This window comes from Blautia ammoniilytica, assembly GCF_025566965.1.
Classification (GTDB): Bacteria; Bacillota; Clostridia; order Lachnospirales; family Lachnospiraceae; genus Blautia_A; species Blautia_A ammoniilytica.
This window is the reverse complement of the sequence record NZ_JAOQJL010000031.1, coordinates 11827-31421: the sequence shown is the minus strand read 5'-3', so window position 1 is coordinate 31421 and position 19595 is coordinate 11827. Positions and strand designations below refer to the sequence as shown.

Below are 19595 nucleotides of genomic sequence, written 5' to 3'. Positions count from 1 at the left end.
GGATGTGGATGACTTGATTTACATAAAAAAAGAAAAAACAAATGTTTTGGTTATATATCATAAAATTGTAAAAAATACGAAAAAAAAGGGAAAAACTATTGACAAGAGAAAAGAGACCGACACAGTACCAGAAAAGTGATTTTCAGGCAGCTGTGACAGTCTCCTTCTGCATTTTCATATATCCGCCTGTTAAGATCAGGCGCTTTGCTTCATACGTTTGATAACTTTCAGTCTTGTGAATTCCTCACGCTCTTTTTCTTCCAGTGCATTGGAAATATCCTTTGTCAATGCTTCAAATTTTGGAATTGTGATATTCTTCAGGGCATTGGCACGCTTCTGGGTCTTTTTGATGTTATTGGCAAGGCGGATCGCAGAATTTTCGATCATGGAAAGCTGTATGGACAACTCTTTTACCCGTTCAAAGGCTGCCTTGGCCTGATCCAGGGACATTCGGGTGCTGTAGTAAGCGTAGGTAGGTGTATTTTTGTTTTTATCATATTCTACCAGAGGGATTTCGGTACCCATAACGCTTCGTGTTTTGATGCGGATGGAATTTTCAATGGGCACAGTGTGGGAAACCTGTTCCACAAAGGCGATACCCATTTCCATGTTTGCCATTTGCAGGGCTGCATAAGCGGCACGGAAGGTTTCATCGATCTGAGTCTGAATGTCCTTCGCCTGATCCACCAGGTTCATCATCTCACGGATCAGGATATTTCTTTTTTTATCCATCAGTTCATAGCCCTGACGGGAGAGGGCAAGGGAATTCTTTGCAAGGATCAGATTTCCTTTGGTGGGAAATGTATTTGGATCCATGAAATCACCTCACTTTTTATTTTGCAGTCTCGTGATAATATTTATCCAGGATCTTGGTATCTACACGGTCCAGCTCTTCCTTAGGCAGCATTCCAAGAAGCTCCCAGCCCTTATCCAGGGTCTGGATGATGGAGCGGTTTTCCGTATCAGTCTGTCCTACGAATTCACTTTCAAAAGCTTTACCGAATGCCAGATACTTCTTATCGATTGGCGAAAGCTCATCTTCACCGATAACAGAAGCAAGTGCTCTTGCATCTCCAACCTTTGCGTAGCAGGAAAACAGCTGATTTGCCACATCCTGATGGTCTTCTCTTGTAAAGCCTTCACCAATACCATCCTTCATCAGACGGGAAAGAGAGGGCAGTACATTGATCGGCGGATATACGGACTGGCCGTGAAGCTGACGGTCAAGAACGATCTGTCCTTCAGTGATATAACCGGTCAGGTCAGGAATGGGATGTGTAATATCATCATTTGGCATGGTCAGGATCGGGATCTGTGTAACAGAGCCTGTACCGCCACGGACAATACCGGCACGCTCATAAAGAGTAGCCAGCTCGCTGTACAGATATCCAGGATATCCTTTACGGGAGGGGATTTCTCCTTTGGAGGAGGAAACCTCACGCATTGCCTCACAGAAGGAAGTGATATCTGTAAGGATTACAAGGATATGCATTCCTTTTTCAAAGGCAAGATATTCTGCTGCTGTCAATGCAATCTTCGGGGTAAGCAGACGTTCCACTGTAGGATCGTTTGCAAGATTCAGAAACATAACTACATGGTCAGATGCACCGCTTTCTTCAAAGGTCCTGCGGAAGAACTCAGCTACATCGTATTTAACGCCCATGGCTGCAAAAACAATGGCGAAGTTCTCGTCAGAGTCACCACCAAGGGAAGCCTGACGCACGATCTGGGCTGCCAGCTTGTCATGGGGAAGTCCGTTGCCTGAGAAGATTGGAAGCTTCTGGCCGCGGATCAGTGTGGTAAGTCCGTCGATGGCAGAAATACCGGTGTTGATATAATTTCGTGGATATTCCCTTGTTACAGGGTTCAGCGGAAGTCCGTTAATGTTCAGGCTGACTTCCGGTGTGATATCACCCAGCCCGTCAATGGGCTGTCCGATACCATTAAAGGTACGCCCCAGGATCTCCGGGGAAAGCCCGATCTCCATAGGATGTCCAGAAAGACTGGTATGTGTGTTGCTGAGGGACATTCCATCAGAGCCCTCAAACACCTGGATCACAGCCTTGTCTTCATAGATTTCAATAATACGGCCAATCTTTTCTTTTCCGTCATCCATACGGAATTTGACGATCTCCTCGTAGGAAGCGTTTTTAACGCCCTCCAGGACTACAAGAGGGCCGTTGATCTCGCTTAAGCCTAAATATTCTATTGCCATAAAAGCATTCCTCCTTATTGTCCTGTTTATCAGCCGTTGCGTTCCAGAACATTATTGTAGAAGCGGTCGATGTCTGTCATATAATCCTGGAACATTTCCGGTTTGTCATTAGGAACATCATATTTGATAGATATGATTCTTTCAAAAATATTGTCTTCTTTTAAGACAGAAACAGGCATGCCCTTGTTTACCAGAGAACGGCATTTCTCATAGAGATACAGGATGGTTTCCATCATAAGGAACTGCTTTTCCATTGGGACACATGTATCTTCCTGATGGAATGCATTTTGCTGCAGGAATCCAAGACGGATCACCCTTGCGATTTCCAGGGTAAGCTTCTGGTCATCCGGCAGAACATCACTTCCGATCAGCTTTACGATCTCCATCAGGGAGCTTTCCTGGTTCAGGATCGCCATCAGCTGATTACGGTCAGATACAAATTTGGGGGAAACATGCTCTCTGTACCAGGGAGACAGATCCTCCAGGTATTCACTGTAGCTGGTAAGCCAGTGGATAGCCGGGAAATGGCGGGCATAGGCCAGGGATTTATCCAGTCCCCAGAAGCAGCGGACGAAACGCTTGGTATTCTGGGTAACAGGCTCTGAGAAGTCACCGCCCTGTGGGGATACGGCTCCGATAATGGAAACAGAGCCTTCGGTCCCGTTCAGATTCTGCATCATGCCGGCTCTTTCATAAAAAGCGGAAAGCTTGGAAGCCAGGTAAGCCGGGAAGCCTTCCTCGGCAGGCATTTCCTCCAGACGTCCGGACAGCTCACGAAGTGCCTCAGCCCAACGGGAAGTGGAGTCAGCCATAATAGCTACGTCATAGCCCATATCGCGGTAATATTCCGCAAGGGTAACACCTGTATAGATAGATGCCTCACGGGCTGCTACAGGCATATTGGAAGTATTGGCGATCAGTGTGGTACGATCCAGCATCAGGTTGCCGGACTTAGGGTCAACCAGTTTGGAGAAATCCTCCAGAACCTGGGTCATCTCGTTTCCACGCTCACCACAGCCGATGTAGATGATGATATCTGCATCAGACCATTTGGCGATCTGGTGCTGTGTCATGGTTTTTCCTGTACCGAAACCGCCTGGGATGGCAGCTGTACCGCCCTTTGCGATAGGGAACAGAGTATCCAGGATACGCTGTCCGGTTACAAGAGGGACGCTTGCAGGAAAACGCTTGTAAGTAGGTCTTGGGATACGAATAGGCCATTTCTGTGCCAGGGCAATATCCTTTTCGCTTCCGTCAGCAAGGCGGACTGTTACGATGGGTTCAAGGATATTGTAAGCTCCGTCAGGTACTGTCTTGATGACTGTGGCAGTTCCCATATCTGGCGGAACCATGGATTTATGAAGGATAGAAGGGGTTTCCTGGGTTTGTGCAATAATGGTACCAGGAGTTACCACATCACCCTCTTTTACGGTTACATGTACATCCCATTTTTTCTTAGTGTCAAGAGAATCAACACTTACACCTCTGGAAATATATTTACCGGAGGATTTTGCAATTTCTTCCAGCGGACGCTGGATACCGTCAAAAATATTATGGATAATACCAGGCCCCAGAAGCACGGAGATCGCATCTCCTGTACCGGTAACAGTTTCGCCTGGCTTCAGTCCTGTAGTTTCCTCGAATACCTGTACAGTGGTCATGCCTTTTTTCAGGCCAATGACCTCACCTACCAGATGCTCAGGTCCTACATAGACCATTTCGGAAATTTTAAAGCCTGGATCACCTTTTAAGTAAATGACCGGGCCATTGATCCCATAAATCGTGCCTGTTCTGCTCATGCTTTCGGCCCTCCGTCAAAACTGAATTCTTTTCGCAGTGTATGCAATGATTCCATAAAAGAATTGTCGATCAGGATATTCTTACTTGGAATGGTTGCACGGATCCCACCGATAAAAGGCTCTTTGGAGATCTGTACCGGGAATCCGGTGCGCGCCATCATGGTGTGTTTCAGACCTTCATCTTCAGGGGAAAGGAATATAAATAGTTCATCATCTTTTGCAAAATCAACAGCTTCTTTGATCTTGCGTACAAGGTAATCCTCGTATTCAGTGGTGGACATGAACTGGGTAAGGCGTTCTTTAACCTCTACAAAAAGCTCGTCCTTCAGTTCATTTTCCCTGGCAGTCAGATTCCGTTTCAGTGTAAGCTGCTGTGCGGAAAGCGCTTTGTTTACTTCCCGTTTTGCATTTTCTGTTTCAGCCTTGATCTGAGCCTGGGCATCCTGCTGTCGGGTTTGTTTATGATCAGAAAACATTTTCGCCAGATGCTTCTTGTGTTCTTCCAGGGCCTGGCTTGCAGAGCCGGAAGCTTCTTCTACAGAAACATCATAGAAATGCTGCAGTTTTTCTTCGATTGTCATTGGGTGCCTCCTTGTTACAATTTCAGTCCGATTGCCTCATTTACATATGAGGTAATGAAATCCGGTTTGCGGCCAGTACCATGCCTGTCAGGGATTTCGATGATAAGGGGCGTTTTGTGGTTCAGCTTTACATCATCAATGATGGCGGGAAATTCCCTGCCGAACTTTTCAGTCAGCAGGATGATCCCGATCTCTTTATTGGAAATGGCTTTCTCAAGCGCATCCTTCAGCTCAACCCGTTCATGGACAACGACGCCCTCCACACCTGCCAGTCTCATCCCTGTATAGGTGTCAATATTGTCGCTGATTAAGAATATTTTCATATTATAATTTACCGATGATCATGAAGGAGATGATCAGTCCATAAAGGGCAACACCTTCTGCAAGACCTACGAAGATCAGGGATTTACCAAGAATGCTCTGATCTTCACTGATAGCGCCAAGGGCTGCACTTGCCGCACTGGCTACGGCAATACCACCACCGATACAGGAAAGACCTGTAACAAGTGCTGCTGCGATGTATCCAAGTCCGGTTGCAAGGCCTGCGTCAGAACCGGTAGCTGCCTGTACGGATGCACTGCCTGCAAACATAACAGCTGCTGCGATCAGCATGGTGCCAAAGAAGAAGAATGCATTTACACCGATAGCTGTTTTGTAACGGCCGCGGCTTTTTTCGCCCAGAAGATAATAACCAAAGGGAATAATGATACTTAATACAAGTGCTGCTGCTAATACGATCTGAGTCATAGCTGTCATAATAATGTTCTCCTTTCAATTGCCCTGAAATGAAAGTTTTTATAAATGTAGTCAGGGCCTTTCGTTAAAATAATTTTAATTTATTATTTTCACTGCTTCCTGGAACCAAAAGGAACAAACTGTCTTCCGGTACCTTTATAGAAGCGGCTGAAAATCTCGTAATACTCCAGACGAAGAACCTGGATACCAACGATCAGTCCTTCTAGTCCGCAGACAAACAGGTTTCCGAGAACGACCACCACCCAGTTAGGGGAACCGCTTTCTGCACCTGCCAGCATCAGTACAACCTCCATCATGGCTGCATGGCTTACTGCGAAGGCTCCAATACGCACAAATGAAAGTGTATTGGAGAAGTAACTTAAAAGGACTTCAAACATTTCAAATAATCCCTGTGTGATAAACATGCCCACACCGCCTTCGATCAGGTGTGGTTTCTTGTTGACCAGGTTTGTAAGAGGCTCTTTCAGGAACATGATAATAAGAGGCAGTACAAACATGATCAGAAGAAGGACTGTGGCAGGAAGGCTTTTACCGGATACGAACAGTGCGATTACAAGAACTGCTGAACCATAGAATACAAGACCTGCAACAGAGTTTGTATCAAACCAGGTTTTTTCGATGTCGTGGGACTTTACAGAGTTGATGATATTAAAGATCATACATAACAAGATCAGTCCCATACCAAAGCCGATGGCTACAATAAATACAGTATTCAGTTTTCCGATAAACGGTACGTTCATCATGGCATTCATTGGGCGCAGCCATATAGGCTTCAGGATATCCTCAAATCCAAAGAAGCTGCCGAACATAAATCCGAAGAAAGTAGAAAAGACGCCTGCACAGCTTATGATACCTGCAAGGTCAATATGCTTGATCTTGTAGAGAAGCAGTCCGCCGATAAGAAGCAGAAGTCCCTGTCCTACATCTCCGAACATAGCACCAAAGATAAAGGAATAGGTAATTGCCACAAACCAGGTAGGATCCATTTCTCCATAGGCCGGAAGGCCATACATCTTAATGTACATTTCAAAGGGCTTGAAAAGCTTTGGATTTTTTAATTTGGTAGGCGGCTGTTTCTTAATGTTCAATTCATCATCGTCTACCAGACAGAAGATATTAGAATCATTCTTAATGTCATTTTGGAATTTTCTGGTATTTGCTTCTGTCATCCATCCACATAAAATATAGAAGGTATTGGCATTTTCTGAATCATTTGCCTGGTCTTTGCTGCTTCCGTTTGGCAGGCAGGCAGCCAGCTTGCGGACATCAAAGTTCCTGGAAAGCTGGGAAAGAGTCTGATATGCAGAAACAATATCAGAAGCCATATCCTTTAAAAGCTTCTTCATCTGGTCATTAGCATCAGCCAGGTCAGCTTCATTTTTGTGAATGGCTTTATCCAGGGCAACGTAAGCTTCTTTTGCTGTACCCTGATATTGATCCGGGATAAAGACTTTTTCAAAATGCATGGCAGCATAAGCTGCATGGATCTTGGCAGCCTCGCATTCCGGAACAAAGTAGATGCCCCAGAAATACTGGTCGTCTTCGTTGCATTTGATAAAAATCGTATCCAGATTTTCATAAATATACTTTTTGAATTTGTAAAAATACTCTTTTTCAATACGTCCGAAACGATAGTGGATATGACGGAAATTCAGGATAGAAGAAACATCAAATTCCACATTTCGGAAGGGAGCGATGATCCGCATGGATTCAGTCAGGGATGTACGCTGTTCTTCCAGCTGGCATTTCCTGTCTGCAATCCGGTCAGATTCGCTTTTCAGGCCGGAAACAATATCCAGAGCCTGTTCAATGGTCAGATCCTTTTCCGGGATCTGTTCAGGAGTATCCAGTTCCTCATAGAAGCTGCTGATAGTTGACAGCATATCTTTATAAGGATTGATTTCCAGAAACGGAGTAAGGTGACGGACAGTGGTCAGCTCAGAAAGAGCATTTTCCAGATGGATCTCATATTTACTGAGATACCGGTTTACCACTCTGTCAATATCCGCTTTTGGCCCGGTGATACTCACAAATTTCATTTTTTCAATCACTATGTTGTCCTCCGGGTTCTTTAATTGTTGCGAATATAACGCATAGCTTCCTCCTGGCCTACTTTGTAACGTACACATTCAAGAGCAATGGTCAGGCGGTTTACTTCGTGTTCTTTATGATATAAGTAAGAATAGATCACTGCTACAGAATAAGGATCCTTCCGTGATTCTTTTTCAAGAACAGTACGGAGAATGTAATTGTAGAATTCCTCCAGGTTGACTGGTGTGATCTGAGGATATTTCCGTCCGTAATATGTGCGGTTCATAACAGCCACAAACTCATCATGGCCGGAAGCCTCTACAAGGGCGGTAATCTCTTCTTTTTTTAATTTATAATTCATAGGGATCAGCAGGCTGTATATAGCGGCAGGATCCATATGGTAATAGCGTTTGGAACGCTGGATAAATTCCAGGTTCAGCATATCAAATTTTTCACCGTAGGCTTTTGTTATTTCCTCCAGGTCATCCCCTTTGAAAAGCTTTTTCCGAAGGTTCCAGATCTGGGTGAAATAGTAAAGATCCAGTGCCATCCCATAATCAAAAAGAAGACCGTTGCCGTGTTCCATTACTCTGGAAAGAGGTCCGTAAAATTCATTACCCTTCAGGGCATTTACAAACTCTTCCATATTTGTGGTGGCGGCTAGACGATCCAGATCTAATTTGGAATGATGAAGGAAAAAGTCACGGTAAGGACTAAGGTCTACAGGGTCTGTATTTCTGTGGTCAAAAAGATTGGCCATGATCGCCTTTAAAACAAGGATCTCATATCTTTTTGAATATAAAGACAGAAAACGTCTCTGTTCCTTGTTTGCAAAGTGGTAAATTTTGGAAAAATTTCGGAAGATCGACTGCTTCAGAAGCTTTTCAATCTGGCCCCTGTGCAGGTCGTTCTCATCAAGGTTGGCCCATGCCCGGGAATATTCCGGTTTTCTTTTTAAATAGGCCACTATCTGAGGTACATTCGGAAGCTGTACGATTTCTGAAAGCTCTTCCTCGGTCATAAGCTTGCTTTGCAGAGCCCTTATTTTGGTAGAAAGTCCGCTATAGGAAAAAACACTTCCCAATTCAATTCACTTCCTTTCTTTTGAAATCTTCATTCATCTGAATTAAGCTGTAATAATTTTTTTGAAAAGTTCTTCGGAAATACGCTGGTGATTTTCTTTATAGAAAGAATCCAGATGCACCAGATGCTGCTCTGTGTCTTCCTTTAATGCTGCCAGGCGTGAATCCTTTTCTTTTTCCAGTTCATTACGTATATCTCGGATTTTTGCGTCGGTTTCTTTTTCCAGAACGGCATCAAACTCTTTGCATTGTCTCTCCGTCTCTTCGGAAAGTGCCCGCTTTTTCCTCTCCGCATCTTTCAGAATCTCATCTGCGGTGATTTCGATTTCCGACAGCTTTCTTAAAATTTGTTCCATCGGCATCCTCCTCCATAAAATTTCCATATATCATACACCTAAAATCTGAGAAAAACTATTTTACAAATGGCCAAAATGGATTGTAAAACAGAAATTCAATTTGTGATTTTTGTCTATGGAATGGATAGTTTCAGTATAGTCATAAGACCAAATTTTTTCAAGGGTCAGTATAATTGGCAGTTACAAAAATGTAAAAAGTATATTTGATATGCCCGTAATATAAAAAAAGTATCAGTGAAACAATGTAGTTGCGGCAATGCCGGAAAGCATGTATGATATGGAAGGAATCCGGATTGCCGGGAAGAGGCGGCCGGGAAAAGAAAAATAAACATGGTAAAAGAAATAAGAAAAATAAAGAGAAAGAGGAAAATGAAAGTATGAGACTGAGGAATATCCCTGGCGCAAAAGAAGCAATCCAGGAAAGCAAATATGTGGTGCATCAGCCCCAACAGCAGAAAGGCCGGTGGAAGCAGGCGTTTGCGTCAGACCAGCCGATTCATATAGAAGTGGGGATGGGGAAAGGCCGTTTTTTGATGGATATGGCACGGCTTCATCCGGAAATCAATTATGTGGGGATCGAGATGTATGACAGCGTGCTGCTGCGTGCTCTGCAAAAAAGAGAAGAACTTGAGAATAATGGAGAGACACTATCAAATCTTTTGTTTATGTGTGTGGATGCCAGTAATCTGCCGGATATTTTTGAAAAAGAGGAGGTTTCACGGATTTATCTGAATTTTTCAGATCCGTGGCCAAAGGCAAGACATGGGAAACGCCGTCTTACATCCAGAGAGTTTCTGGCCAGGTATGACCAGATCCTGAAAAAAGACGGGACCCTGGAATTTAAGACAGATAACCGTCCTTTATTCGATTTTTCCCTGGAGGAAGTACAGGAAGCAGGCTGGAAGCTTTTGGCTCACTCCTTTGATCTTCATCATGATGAAGAGATGGTGAAGGGAAATGTTATGACAGAATATGAAGAGAAGTTTTCCAAGGCAGGTAATCCTATCTGCAAAATGGTGATCAGCAGATAAGACCCAAAGGACAGAACGTATTTTGCTCCTGGGCATATTATATATAGAAAGAATGCCCAGGAGCAGATATGAAGTCCAGAAATCGTCTGAAACAGTCCCTTAGTCAGTTCAGTTACAAGCATAAGAAGCTGGACAGTCACATGAATAAGATGAGGCGATCCACAGAGGAATTAACAAATATGCTGGAGCATATGGGTGGAAAAAAAGCAGAAAAAAAGGAAAATTAAAAAAATAAAAAAATTATAAAAATTCCCTTGACTTTTTCTGTCGGCTCATGTACAATATCTCTTGCGTTGAACAAATGGAGTTCTGAGAGAAAACAGAATCACCCAAGACGCTATGCGCTTTTAGCTCAGCTGGTAGAGCACCTGACTCTTAATCAGGGTGTCCAGGGTTCGAGCCCCTGAAGGCGCATTGAAAGCACTGTTTTTGCGGACAAAGTGATTGCCGCGGGGATGGTGTTTTTTTGTGTACTGGGAAATTCCGTTGGAATTTCCCAGTACATAAAAAAGCCCGACCGGGCAGGATCGCACTGCGGCGGAAGGGTAGATGTCGCTTAAGGCGACCCGCCGCAGTCGGAGAATCCTGCTTTGCAGGATTCTTTCTTGTTATAAAAACGAGGGAGGAAGAGGATTATGAAAGCAATGAAGAAAGGATTGACCGGCATAGTTCTGATGCTGGCATTGTTTGTGCTGGTTCCGGTAACAGCAAAGGCAGACGGGGCAGCACCAGTGTGTGCCAAAAGGCAGACCATGGAGATCTATATCTGCCGTCCCCTGAGAAGTATGGGAATGACAGGTGCAGAAGGGTGGATCTACATTGGAAATCTGGCAAAGGATGCAGAAGTCTATCAGGTAAGATCTTCAAACAGCAATTTTCAGGCCAGAAAAGAAAAGGGGATCAATGGGATTTATGTGGAAAGTAAACCCCATGTGCTGAAAGCCGGAGAACGGACAAGGATCAGCTTTATGGTGTATCAGAACGGCCGATCCTACAGGCTGTACTGTGATGTAACCTTTAAGAATATGAAAAGAAAGTTCAAAGCCTTTAAGATGGGATCCAGAGAGTATGATTCTTATTTCAAAGGATTTTCAGCTGTTTCTGTTATGCGTTTCAAATCGCAAAAGATAAAGGTTAAGGCTACTCCTGCAAAAGGTTATAAAGTGGATTGCATAATCGCCGAGTATACTAAGAACGGCAGAAATGTGTTAAAAAAATATAAAAACGGATCCAATGTTTCACTGAAAAATATTGTATGTTTAGATGTAGTTTATCATACAAAGAACAGACCAAGATATTACAAGAGGCCGGACAGTACGTATGTTAGTACGAATCTGTATTTGAAAAATTATATGCCGTCGCCATTGTATTCAAAGCTGAATATTACTTTTTATTAAGGAATAATGCGTATGGTGGGTTCACAGCTGTTCGGGGGCGTGTATCATAAAAGGAGTTTAGATTTAGCGTATGGAAGAAATCAGGCGGACAAAGGGAAAGGTGCTGAACCGGGATCAGATCAAATATATTGCAGTGATTTTAATGGCACTGAATCATATTGCCAGTATATTTTTAAAGGAAGGCACTGTAGCTTTTCTGATGCTTCGTAACCTGGGATATTTTACAGCACCTGTAATGTGCTATTTTCTGGTGGAAGGCTATTATTACACTCATTCCAGAAAACAGTATGGACAAAGGCTGCTGCTCTTTGCGCTGCTCTCCCAGATCCCTTTTCAGATCGCATTTGGAGAGGGGCAGAGCTGGAGACTTGTGCGGGGAAATATGATCCTTACATTATTTATATGTTTTCTCATACTGGTATGTCTGGATGAAAGACATGTGCTTCCGGCTGCAGTTCTTATCTTCCTTACTGCCTTTTGCGATTGGGGAATGTCAGCACCGCTTATGGTGATCCTTTTTCGGAATGCACGTATGAATCAGAAAAAACGGATGAGGGATTTCTTCATTGTGTCATTGGTATTGTTTGAAGAAGGCTATATGGAAGCAGCCGGGACTGTGGGAATCCGTATATTATATGCCTTTTGGGAGTGCAGCGCAGTTCTGCTGGCAGGCCTTGTGATTGTGTATCTTTATAATGGAAAGAAGGGTTCCTCCGGCAGTGAATTTTCCAGGTGGTTTTTCTATATTTTTTATCCTGCCCATCTGCTTTTGCTTGGCGTGATGCGTTTGACCATGCTGGTCTAAAATCTTAGCGGTTACATATATGAAAACCAACTGCTATGCGCCTGTGGCGTACCCACAACTGCTAACTGTATTTGTAATTTGCCTGTGAACTGCATCCGGACAGTGATCGGTATGGGCTACCGCTTCAGGAAGGGAGATGAAGATATCTTATGAAGCTGTCAAAAAAGACCTTTCTGTACAGTATTGTGATGGCAGGGATCCTTGCCGGTTTGCTGCTCCTCTATTTTGTTTATATGCTTCCTTCTCTTTACGTGTCTTATAAAAATGACAGTAATCTGGCATCTGTTACAAAGCTTTCCCAGGATTTTATGAAGAGTCGAAGCTATGAGAACCTTCAGGTGGACAATCCGATGAATACGGTAAGCCTTATCTTGCCGGAGGATAAAAATCAGGTCCTCTTAGAAGGAAAGGGAATCCATTTGCAGGTAGAAACCAAGGATCTGGAACTGATCAGGGAATTAAATAAAGTAAAAAAATACCTGAAAGATCCGGAAAAATAGAAGATATAGATGAGAATACTTTTGATCTGGATATGCTCACGGAAAAGTTATTTCCAAAGCGGCAGGATACAAAGGAATATCCACTACAGGTTCAGTGGAGTGTGGATCAGCTGGCACGTAAGCTTACTTATCTAAATCTGAAGGTGCATACGGTTTCAGATAATCTGACAGTTTATGAAGCTGCTGCTAAGGATGAGGAAAATATATTGCGCTTGGAGATGAGGAGGACTGCCAGATCCTTACCCTGGTGTCTCTGATCATGCCACAGATGCAGGATATGAGCGGAGTGGTCCTTAATAGTGTACCCATGATCGTGGCAGTGATATTTCTGGTGGTTTTACTGGCTTCCCAGTATTTTTCGGGAAAGATCGTTGCTCCGATCATCCGGCTTTCCAGATATGCATCCCAGATCAAGAACACAGGCGACAGAGAACTTGCGCCCTTTGATGTACAGAGAAAGGATGAGATCGGCGAACTGGGAACATCGCTGAATCAGCTGTATGCAAGGCTTGGGGAAAATTGTCGTGCCCTAGAGTCTGCCAACAGAAGCCTGGAAAAAGAAAATAAACGGCAGGAGGTTTTTATGCGTGCCTCTTCCCATCAGCTGAAAACACCAGTGGCAGCAGCTATGCTTCTGATTGACGGTATGATCGATGAAATGGGGAAATATGCAGATGTAAAAACCTATCTTCCCCAAGTGAAGGGCAAGCTTATTGAGATGCGGGATATTGTAAACAATGTGCTGTATCTGAAGCTGACCATCAGGAAAAGCCTGTATTGTCCATCGAAAGGCCAGTGGTTTTTGAAGAAGGAGAGCGGATCGGTATCATTGGCTCCAATGGAGCAGGAAAGACTACTCTGGTAAAAGCGTTGTTTGGGCTTGTAAAGTACAGGGGAAGCATTACCACAGAGCTTAAGCCTGAGGAGATGGCAGTCCATCTTCAATTTAAGGAATATGTAAATACTATGTCTGTGAAACACATTATGGAGACAGTCCTTCATACCAGCATCAGGAAGAATTAGAAATTGCAGGAGCTTATTGAATATTTTGAATTCGGCCCCTGCCTTGGAAAAAGGTACAAAGCTTTATCCGGAGGCCAGAAGCAGCGTTTTACCATCATTATGGTGATGATGCAGGATGCCTGTTCACTGGGGCTGTGGCCGGGATCCTGCTGATCTTTGCAAGAAGAAAGACAAAAGCATATAGAAGCTGAGGATATTTTTCCTATAAAAGAAGGAGGGCCGGACCACATGGCCCGGCGAGTATGAAAAAGAAAAAGTTTATCTATATGATGAAAAAGCTTTCGCTTTATTTGCTTATTAATATACCTGTAAATTGTGATGGAACTGTGAGGAATCGTTGAAAAAACAATGAGAAAATTCTAAAAAACTTATAAATTTTAGGCTTCTCATTGAATTTTAGATATTGTAAAACGCTCTATACTCTTTTATAATATGACACGGATAAAGCTTCGAGGACAGAAAAGGTTTCGGTAAAAGCCAATAAGTCCCCAATATGGACCATAGGAGGAAACCAATGAACAGAGAGACAGTCGTTGTACTTGATTTCGGTGGACAGTATAATCAGCTGATCGCACGTCGTGTCAGAGAATGTAACGTATACTGTGAGATTTATTCTTACAAGACAGATATTGAGAAGATTAAAGCAATGCAGCCAAAGGGGATTATCTTTACTGGCGGTCCTAACAGCTGCTATACGGCGGATGCCCCTACTTATACAAAAGAAATCTTTGAACTGGGTGTACCGGTTCTTGGAATCTGTTACGGTGCACAGCTTATGATGCACCTGTTAGGCGGCAAGGTTGAAAAAGCACCAGTTCGTGAATACGGAAAAATTGAAGTAAATGTTGATACGGCCTCCAGATTGTTTACAGATGTTTCACCCAAAACCATCTGTTGGATGAGCCATAATGACTACATTTCAAAACAGGCACCAGGTTTTGAAATCTGTGGATGGACCAATGACTGTCCTGTGGCAGCAGTACAGAATGTGGAGAAAGGCCTGTATGCATTACAGTTCCACCCGGAAGTGCTTCATACAAAAGAAGGACGTAAGATGCTGTCCAATTTTGTATACAACATCTGTGGTTGTTCCGGAGACTGGAAAATTGATTCCTTTGTAGAAGAATCCATTAAAAATATTCGTGAAAAAGTAGGAAACGGCAAGGTTCTCTGTGCTTTGTCAGGTGGTGTGGATTCGTCTGTGGCAGCAGTCCTTTTATCAAAAGCAGTAGGCAATCAGCTTACTTGTGTTTTTGTAGACCACGGTCTGCTCCGCAAAAATGAAGGCGATGAAGTAGAAGCTGTGTTCGGACCGGAAGGGCCATATAATCTGAACTTTATTCGTGTAAATGCACAGGAACGATTTTACGAAAAGCTGAAAGGCGTAGAAGAGCCGGAAAGAAAGAGAAAGATCATCGGTGAGGAGTTCATCCGTGTTTTTGAAGAAGAGGCAAAGAAGATCGGTGCTGTAGATTTCCTGGTACAGGGAACGATTTATCCAGACGTTGTGGAAAGTGGTGTAGGAGGAGAATCCACAGTGATCAAATCCCACCACAATGTAGGCGGACTTCCGGACTGCGTAGATTTTAAAGAAATTATCGAGCCGTTAAGAAACCTGTTTAAAGATGAGGTTCGTAAGGCAGGTCTTGAGCTTGGCATTCCGGACTATTTGGTTTATCGTCAGCCATTCCCGGGACCAGGACTTGGCATCCGTATCATTGGTGATATTACACCTGAGAAAGTTAAAATGGTTCAGGATGCGGATGCGATCTGGCGTGAGGAAATCGCTAATGCAGGTTGGGACAAAAAAGTGAATCAGTACTTTGCAGCCCTCACAAATATGCGCTCTGTAGGCGTTATGGGGGACGAACGTACTTATGATTATGCAGTTGCCCTGCGTGCGGTTACTACTACCGATTTCATGACCGCTGAATTCGCCGAAATTCCCTGGGAGATCATCGGAAAAACCACCAGCCGTATTGTGAATGAAGTAAAAAATGTAAACCGCGTATTGTACGACTGTACCGGAAAACCCCCTGCAACGATTGAGTTTGAATAGTAAACAGGGAGCCGGGAAGTCGCATAAACAGCGGACTTTCCGGCTCTTAGTATGTGTTGTGATACCTTTTTGATACCTATTCAGAGAATAGTTGTTCTTCTTTCATAGACTCAATAGAGATAAACGATAGATTTTTATGCGAAATTAGGTTGTTTAAATAATCCGTAGTCTCTGAAAAATAATCTTCTTGAGATATAATTAAGATAATAAAACGAAAATTTCTGTGAGCAGTATTTTCGTATGAAATACCACGCTTTTCAATTTGATTAACTAGTCGGGCAAGTGTAGCCTTTGAAACAGGATTATTCCAGTATTTGATTTCATATAATAAATCAATGTTATTATATTTTGAAGATGCAATAATATCATAATCGCAATTACCAACTTTGACATTTTGATGGACATTATACTTGCGTTTGAGTTTATTCTTCAGATAACTATAGCAGGCATCTTCTATTTCAAAAGCTTTTCTGATTCGAAAGGAAGCTGTTGAATTAGAAGGGGTTATTTGAGAATCAGAGTTTGAGTTTTCATGGTTCTCAATGTCTTCATTTATGACCTTTTCAGCAATTTCTTGAGCAGACATACTTTGAATATGCAATTCTTTTTCTTCTAAATCCAATTTAGTTATTTGATCTAAAGTTTTTTGTATTTGAAGCCATTTTAAACATCCCCAGAAAGTAAAAATTACACCAATAATAATAAACACAATACAAATGATGGGTAAGTATTTAAATATATTTTGAACGTATTGTATTTTGATACTTAAAAAGTCAGAAGAAATTTCTGATAAATTGTTTGCTTCTTCTTGTGTCATGATAATATCATATGAACCAGAAACTAAATAATGCAAGCAAAATAATGGCGCAACAATTAAAACAATACCAACTGAAATGATAAATTTATAAAAACTGTCATATTGTAATTTATCCATTATTGAATTCTCCACTGATAACTGTTATTTTTCTTGTCATTTCCCTTTTCATCAACGCTACTGCTGGAAGTAGGCCAGTTGATTTTCCATTCAAAATATTCGTCCTCTGAAATTTCTCCGCTTTTTAGCTGTTCTTTTCGCAGACACCATTCACGTAGAAATTCATTTACAAGACCGTAATCAATCCACATAGCGACAGGAGCATGAGCAGGCCATTCGTCACTATCATTATAGCGAACAGACTTATCATCAGAAACGTTGCACTTGCCGGGATTGCGGACAAGCTGAAACAGATGAAAGGTATTGCGGTTGTCCTCGTCAAGCCAGAAAAAAGTCTGCATAATGTCCTCAGCGCAGCCGGGGGCTTCTATAATAAAATTGATATAGTTGATATTCAAAATCCTGGCAATTTCCATGAGAGTATCTTTTTTGGGAACACGATAGCCGGATTCATATTGTGCCACACGAACATCAGCGTTGCGCTCCTCATATCCCAGCTTCAATCCTAGTTCTCGTTGTGTTAATCCCCGAAATGTGCGGATTCTCTTAATTCGCTCTCCCAGTATCATAATTTTGTGTCCTTTCCTTAAACTTTACAAATTACACACCATAATCCATTCTTCTTCGTTTTCCCGTACAATATCAAAACCGATTTTTCGATACATTTCAGCCGCATAATTAGCCTTTTGAACAGAAAGTGAAACACGTTTATAACCATGTGTTTTCAACAAAGATAGCATTTCTTTCATCATATCGGTTCCTATCCCCTGTCCCCGGTATTCTTTGTATAGAGAGATGGCAAGAGAGGGCGTTTCATCATCAATATGTCCGTAATCGTGTATAATGCGTACCCAGACAGCACCAACGATTTTTTGTTCAACTTCTGCGACTAATGCGAAATCAGCTTTTGATGCCCCGAAGCGGTCAACATAAATTTGTAATTCGGGAGAAGCGATAATATTTTTCGGTGGCGGCTTTATACCGTCTGGAATAAAAATAGCTTCGTATAGAAATTCATTCAATAGAGGATATTCCATTACCGTCATTTCTCGTATCGTGTATTCCATAAAGCCCTCCTGTGAAAATAGTTATCCCGTTTCCTACATTGTAGCATACCTAAAATAATACGGCAACAAAAACTTATCAGAAATGCTAAATTTAATAAAAAAGATAAACTTAACAAAAAAGCTATTGACAATAGCAGAAATGTTAAGTATACTGAAAATGCAGAACTTAACAAAAAAGTTAAAAATTCAAAAGGAGGACGTGTATTTGAAAAATGATTTATTTGTAACAGCCGGAGAAGTGGCGCAGGACTTAGGCATTTCCAAACCATTTGCTTATAAGCTGGTGCGGCAGATGAACGAAGAACTGGAAGCAAAAGGTTTTATCACAATCGCCGGACGAGTGAGCAGAAAATACTATGAAGAAAAATTTTACGGCATGGCACAGGCGAATTAGGAAAGGAGTGAGATTATGGCGACGTACAAAGACGAACAGCGGGGAACATGGTATGTGTCCTTTCACTATTATGACTGGACTGGTAAGAATTGCCGGAAAGTTAAGAGGGGATTTAAGACCAAACGGGAAGCAACAGAGTGGGAACGGCATTTCCGTATGAAAGAAGCGGCTGACTTGGATATGACTTTTGAGGAATTTGTTCAGGCATACACAAGAGATATGAAGCCGAAACTGAAACACAATACCTGGCTGACGAAAGAGCATATCTTGAGGACAAAGCTACTGCCCTATTTCAAGGATAAGAAAATGCGTGATATTCGTCCGAAAGATATTATCCAGTGGCAGAATGAACAGATTTCCTATCGTGATGAAAAAGGAAAGCCCTATGCTCCGACTTATTTGAAAACTCTGCAATCAGAATTGAGCGCACTGTTTAATCATGCGGTACGGTTCTATGAACTGAAAAGCAATCCTGTTGTAAAGGCGGTGCCGCTGGGAAAGGGAAAAGCGGAGGAAATGCTGTTCTGGACAAAAGAGGAATATCTGAAATTCATTGAAGCGGTAAAGGACAAACCATATTCCTATCATGCGTTTCAGATACTGTATTGGTGCGGATTACGGGTGGGCGAACTGTTAGCTCTCACGCCGCAGGATATTGATTTTGATAACAAAGTCATTCAGGTAACAAAATCTTATCAGCGATTGGAGGGTAAAGATGTAATTACAGACCCAAAGACTCCGAAAAGCAAACGAAATGTAAGTATGCCGGATTTCTTATGTGAAGAACTGAAAGATTATATCGGCAGATTGTACGGGATTCTTCCCACTGACCGTATCTTTTATCTGACAAAAAGCTTTCTGCACTATGAAATGACAAGAGGGGCGGAAAAAGCGGGAGTGAAACGCATTAGAATCCATGATTTGAGACATTCTCATGTATCGCTGCTTATCAGCATGGGATTTTCGGCGGTATCAATCGGAAACAGGGTGGGGCATGAAAGCGTGGATATTACTTATCGCTATGCTCATATGTTCCCGACGGAACAGACACAAATGGCAAAATTGCTGAACGAGGAATTTAAGGAGGGCGCAGAGGAATGAGCGGTACACACAAATATCCAACAATCAGTTTTCGTATCTCTCCCAGAGAACGGGAAGAAATCGAAGCAAAGATTTTCGCAAGCGGTATGAAGAAAAAAGATTATTTTGTCCGTTCCTGCATTTATAACCGAGTGTGCGTGGTAGGCAAGAAAGAAACAGTCTATCAGATTGTAGAACGATTACAGCAAATGGAAAATCGTCTGGTGGAGTTGGCAGAACAAATTGATAGCAAAGAGCCGGAGATTACTTCCGAAGAAATCAGAGAGTTGCAGGAAGCCTATGAAGATATGCTGAAAGCAATTCTCTGGATGTTGGATGGTGCAAGGTATCTGTGGCAAGACGAAGAAAAAAGCCCCGACAGCGGCAACTGTTAGGGCTGTGATAACTGGAAAACCTCTGTTATCAACAATCACAATTCAAGTATAGCAGAGGTTTCTTCCGGCGGCAATGAGATTTTTCAAAAA

The 19595-nt window shown here is 42.6% G+C and carries 24 protein-coding genes and 1 tRNA gene; 13 read left to right on the top strand and 12 right to left on the bottom strand.

All coding sequences use genetic code 11. The annotated features are described in order from the left end of the window. Nucleotides 1–195 precede the first annotated feature (195 nt). The 9 genes from OCV61_RS13860 to OCV61_RS13820 all read right to left on the bottom strand — a co-directional run bounded on the left by OCV61_RS13860 (nt 196) and on the right by OCV61_RS13820 (nt 8820). Complete coding sequence (locus tag OCV61_RS13860) at nt 196–816, bottom strand: V-type ATP synthase subunit D (protein WP_158422292.1); 621 nt, start codon at nt 814–816, stop codon at nt 196–198. Nucleotides 817–832: 16 nt separating this feature from the next. Continuing rightward, on the bottom strand, nt 833–2215 hold the full coding sequence (locus OCV61_RS13855) for a V-type ATP synthase subunit B (RefSeq protein ID WP_158422291.1): 1383 nt from the start codon (nt 2213–2215) through the stop codon (nt 833–835). A 29-nt stretch (nt 2216–2244) separates the two neighbouring features. Then, nucleotides 2245–4014, bottom strand: coding sequence for a V-type ATP synthase subunit A (locus tag OCV61_RS13850; RefSeq protein WP_158422290.1), 1770 nt, complete (start codon nt 4012–4014; stop codon nt 2245–2247). Beyond that, nucleotides 4011–4595, bottom strand: coding sequence for a V-type ATP synthase subunit E (locus OCV61_RS13845; RefSeq protein WP_158422289.1), 585 nt, complete (start codon nt 4593–4595; stop codon nt 4011–4013). Before OCV61_RS13845 ends, OCV61_RS13850 begins: the two co-directional genes overlap by 4 nt. A 14-nt stretch (nt 4596–4609) precedes the next feature. Further along, on the bottom strand, nt 4610–4918 hold the full coding sequence (locus OCV61_RS13840; protein ID WP_158422288.1) for a V-type ATP synthase subunit F: 309 nt from the start codon (nt 4916–4918) through the stop codon (nt 4610–4612). 1 nt (nt 4919) lies between these two features. Continuing rightward, nucleotides 4920–5351 (bottom strand): ATP synthase subunit C, encoded by a 432-nt coding sequence (locus OCV61_RS13835; RefSeq protein ID WP_158422287.1) that lies wholly within the window; start codon nt 5349–5351, stop codon nt 4920–4922. A gap of 89 nt (nt 5352–5440) precedes the next feature. Continuing rightward, entirely contained in the window at nt 5441–7402 is a 1962-nt protein-coding gene (locus tag OCV61_RS13830; RefSeq protein ID WP_158422286.1) for a V-type ATP synthase subunit I, read from the bottom strand. Between the two features lie 20 nt (nt 7403–7422). Then, nucleotides 7423–8466, bottom strand: coding sequence for a V0D/AC39 family V-type ATPase subunit (locus tag OCV61_RS13825; protein WP_158422285.1), 1044 nt, complete (start codon nt 8464–8466; stop codon nt 7423–7425). Nucleotides 8467–8508: 42 nt separating this feature from the next. Further along, a complete protein-coding gene (locus OCV61_RS13820) occupies nt 8509–8820 on the bottom strand; it encodes a hypothetical protein (RefSeq protein WP_158422284.1) in 312 nt (103 codons plus the stop codon). A 377-nt stretch (nt 8821–9197) separates the two neighbouring features. Here OCV61_RS13820 and trmB point away from each other — a divergent pair, with 377 nt between their 5' ends. The 10 genes from trmB to guaA all read left to right on the top strand — a co-directional run bounded on the left by trmB (nt 9198) and on the right by guaA (nt 15635). Beyond that, a complete protein-coding gene (gene trmB, locus OCV61_RS13815; RefSeq protein ID WP_158422308.1) occupies nt 9198–9851 on the top strand; it encodes a tRNA (guanosine(46)-N7)-methyltransferase TrmB in 654 nt (217 codons plus the stop codon). 68 nt (nt 9852–9919) lie between these two features. Continuing rightward, the gene (locus tag OCV61_RS13810) at nt 9920–10078 is read left to right on the top strand and encodes a hypothetical protein (protein ID WP_173727086.1); all 159 of its coding nucleotides are present in this window, start codon (nt 9920–9922) and stop codon (nt 10076–10078) included. A gap of 114 nt (nt 10079–10192) precedes the next feature. After that, nucleotides 10193–10265, top strand: a tRNA-Lys gene (locus tag OCV61_RS13805). 221 nt (nt 10266–10486) lie between these two features. Continuing rightward, entirely contained in the window at nt 10487–11248 is a 762-nt protein-coding gene (locus OCV61_RS13800) for a hypothetical protein (protein WP_158422283.1), read from the top strand. A gap of 70 nt (nt 11249–11318) precedes the next feature. Next, nucleotides 11319–12053, top strand: a complete 735-nt coding sequence (locus OCV61_RS13795) for a TraX family protein (protein WP_158422282.1) — start codon at nt 11319–11321, stop codon at nt 12051–12053. A gap of 149 nt (nt 12054–12202) precedes the next feature. Further along, nucleotides 12203–12553: a hypothetical protein gene (locus OCV61_RS13790; RefSeq protein ID WP_158422281.1), complete on the top strand. Its 351-nt coding sequence runs from the start codon at nt 12203–12205 to the stop codon at nt 12551–12553. Nucleotides 12554–12812: 259 nt separating this feature from the next. Beyond that, nucleotides 12813–13418: a HAMP domain-containing protein gene (locus OCV61_RS13785; protein ID WP_158422279.1), complete on the top strand. Its 606-nt coding sequence runs from the start codon at nt 12813–12815 to the stop codon at nt 13416–13418. After that, nucleotides 13331–13576, top strand: a complete 246-nt coding sequence (locus tag OCV61_RS13780; protein ID WP_262583038.1) for an ATP-binding cassette domain-containing protein — start codon at nt 13331–13333, stop codon at nt 13574–13576. The genes OCV61_RS13785 and OCV61_RS13780 overlap by 88 nt, the downstream gene beginning before the upstream one ends. A 3-nt stretch (nt 13577–13579) precedes the next feature. Further along, on the top strand, nt 13580–13729 hold the full coding sequence (locus tag OCV61_RS13775; protein ID WP_262583036.1) for a hypothetical protein: 150 nt from the start codon (nt 13580–13582) through the stop codon (nt 13727–13729). Nucleotides 13730–14090: 361 nt separating this feature from the next. After that, nucleotides 14091–15635 (top strand): glutamine-hydrolyzing GMP synthase, encoded by a 1545-nt coding sequence (gene guaA / locus OCV61_RS13770; protein WP_158422278.1) that lies wholly within the window; start codon nt 14091–14093, stop codon nt 15633–15635. A gap of 76 nt (nt 15636–15711) precedes the next feature. Here the strand turns inward: guaA and OCV61_RS13765 are convergent, their stop codons facing one another. The 3 genes from OCV61_RS13765 to OCV61_RS13755 are packed head-to-tail and all read right to left on the bottom strand — an operon-like array spanning nt 15712 to nt 17636. Continuing rightward, nucleotides 15712–16569 (bottom strand): hypothetical protein, encoded by an 858-nt coding sequence (locus OCV61_RS13765; RefSeq protein ID WP_158422277.1) that lies wholly within the window; start codon nt 16567–16569, stop codon nt 15712–15714. Beyond that, complete coding sequence (locus OCV61_RS13760) at nt 16569–17138, bottom strand: helix-turn-helix domain-containing protein (RefSeq protein ID WP_158422276.1); 570 nt, start codon at nt 17136–17138, stop codon at nt 16569–16571. Before OCV61_RS13760 ends, OCV61_RS13765 begins: the two co-directional genes overlap by 1 nt. Nucleotides 17139–17162: 24 nt before the next feature. Further along, nucleotides 17163–17636 carry a GNAT family N-acetyltransferase gene (locus OCV61_RS13755; RefSeq protein ID WP_118629027.1) on the bottom strand — a complete coding sequence of 158 codons (474 nt, stop codon included), beginning with the start codon at nt 17634–17636 and terminating at the stop codon, nt 17163–17165. 205 nt (nt 17637–17841) lie between these two features. On the opposite strand from OCV61_RS13755, the gene OCV61_RS13750 reads away from it, so the two are divergent. Genes OCV61_RS13750 through OCV61_RS13740 form a run of 3 tightly spaced genes read left to right on the top strand, consistent with a single transcriptional unit; the run spans nt 17842 to nt 19505 of the window. Next, entirely contained in the window at nt 17842–18030 is a 189-nt protein-coding gene (locus OCV61_RS13750; RefSeq protein ID WP_087306154.1) for a MarR family transcriptional regulator, read from the top strand. Between the two features lie 15 nt (nt 18031–18045). After that, complete coding sequence (locus OCV61_RS13745) at nt 18046–19131, top strand: site-specific integrase (protein WP_158422275.1); 1086 nt, start codon at nt 18046–18048, stop codon at nt 19129–19131. Next, a complete protein-coding gene (locus OCV61_RS13740) occupies nt 19128–19505 on the top strand; it encodes a plasmid mobilization protein (RefSeq protein WP_118733639.1) in 378 nt (125 codons plus the stop codon). Before OCV61_RS13745 ends, OCV61_RS13740 begins: the two co-directional genes overlap by 4 nt. Nucleotides 19506–19595: the final 90 nt, after the last annotated feature.

What these genes read in the sequence shown, in the direction of transcription:
- OCV61_RS13860 (WP_158422292.1), bottom strand. Translation starts at nt 816, where the DNA reads ATGGATCCAAATACATTTCCCACCAAAGGAAATCTGATCCTTGCAAAG.
- OCV61_RS13855 (WP_158422291.1), bottom strand. Translation starts at nt 2,215, where the DNA reads ATGGCAATAGAATATTTAGGCTTAAGCGAGATCAACGGCCCTCTTGTA.
- OCV61_RS13850 (WP_158422290.1), bottom strand. Translation starts at nt 4,014, where the DNA reads ATGAGCAGAACAGGCACGATTTATGGGATCAATGGCCCGGTCATTTAC.
- OCV61_RS13845 (WP_158422289.1), bottom strand. Translation starts at nt 4,595, where the DNA reads ATGACAATCGAAGAAAAACTGCAGCATTTCTATGATGTTTCTGTAGAA.
- OCV61_RS13840 (WP_158422288.1), bottom strand. Translation starts at nt 4,918, where the DNA reads ATGAAAATATTCTTAATCAGCGACAATATTGACACCTATACAGGGATG.
- OCV61_RS13835 (WP_158422287.1), bottom strand. Translation starts at nt 5,351, where the DNA reads ATGACAGCTATGACTCAGATCGTATTAGCAGCAGCACTTGTATTAAGT.
- OCV61_RS13820 (WP_158422284.1), bottom strand. Translation starts at nt 8,820, where the DNA reads ATGGAACAAATTTTAAGAAAGCTGTCGGAAATCGAAATCACCGCAGAT.
- trmB (WP_158422308.1), top strand. Translation starts at nt 9,198, where the DNA reads ATGAGACTGAGGAATATCCCTGGCGCAAAAGAAGCAATCCAGGAAAGC.
- OCV61_RS13810 (WP_173727086.1), top strand. Translation starts at nt 9,920, where the DNA reads ATGAAGTCCAGAAATCGTCTGAAACAGTCCCTTAGTCAGTTCAGTTAC.
- OCV61_RS13800 (WP_158422283.1), top strand. Translation starts at nt 10,487, where the DNA reads ATGAAAGCAATGAAGAAAGGATTGACCGGCATAGTTCTGATGCTGGCA.
- OCV61_RS13795 (WP_158422282.1), top strand. Translation starts at nt 11,319, where the DNA reads ATGGAAGAAATCAGGCGGACAAAGGGAAAGGTGCTGAACCGGGATCAG.
- OCV61_RS13790 (WP_158422281.1), top strand. Translation starts at nt 12,203, where the DNA reads ATGAAGCTGTCAAAAAAGACCTTTCTGTACAGTATTGTGATGGCAGGG.
- OCV61_RS13785 (WP_158422279.1), top strand. Translation starts at nt 12,813, where the DNA reads ATGCCACAGATGCAGGATATGAGCGGAGTGGTCCTTAATAGTGTACCC.
- guaA (WP_158422278.1), top strand. Translation starts at nt 14,091, where the DNA reads ATGAACAGAGAGACAGTCGTTGTACTTGATTTCGGTGGACAGTATAAT.
- OCV61_RS13765 (WP_158422277.1), bottom strand. Translation starts at nt 16,569, where the DNA reads ATGGATAAATTACAATATGACAGTTTTTATAAATTTATCATTTCAGTT.
- OCV61_RS13760 (WP_158422276.1), bottom strand. Translation starts at nt 17,138, where the DNA reads ATGATACTGGGAGAGCGAATTAAGAGAATCCGCACATTTCGGGGATTA.
- OCV61_RS13755 (WP_118629027.1), bottom strand. Translation starts at nt 17,636, where the DNA reads ATGGAATACACGATACGAGAAATGACGGTAATGGAATATCCTCTATTG.
- OCV61_RS13745 (WP_158422275.1), top strand. Translation starts at nt 18,046, where the DNA reads ATGGCGACGTACAAAGACGAACAGCGGGGAACATGGTATGTGTCCTTT.
- OCV61_RS13740 (WP_118733639.1), top strand. Translation starts at nt 19,128, where the DNA reads ATGAGCGGTACACACAAATATCCAACAATCAGTTTTCGTATCTCTCCC.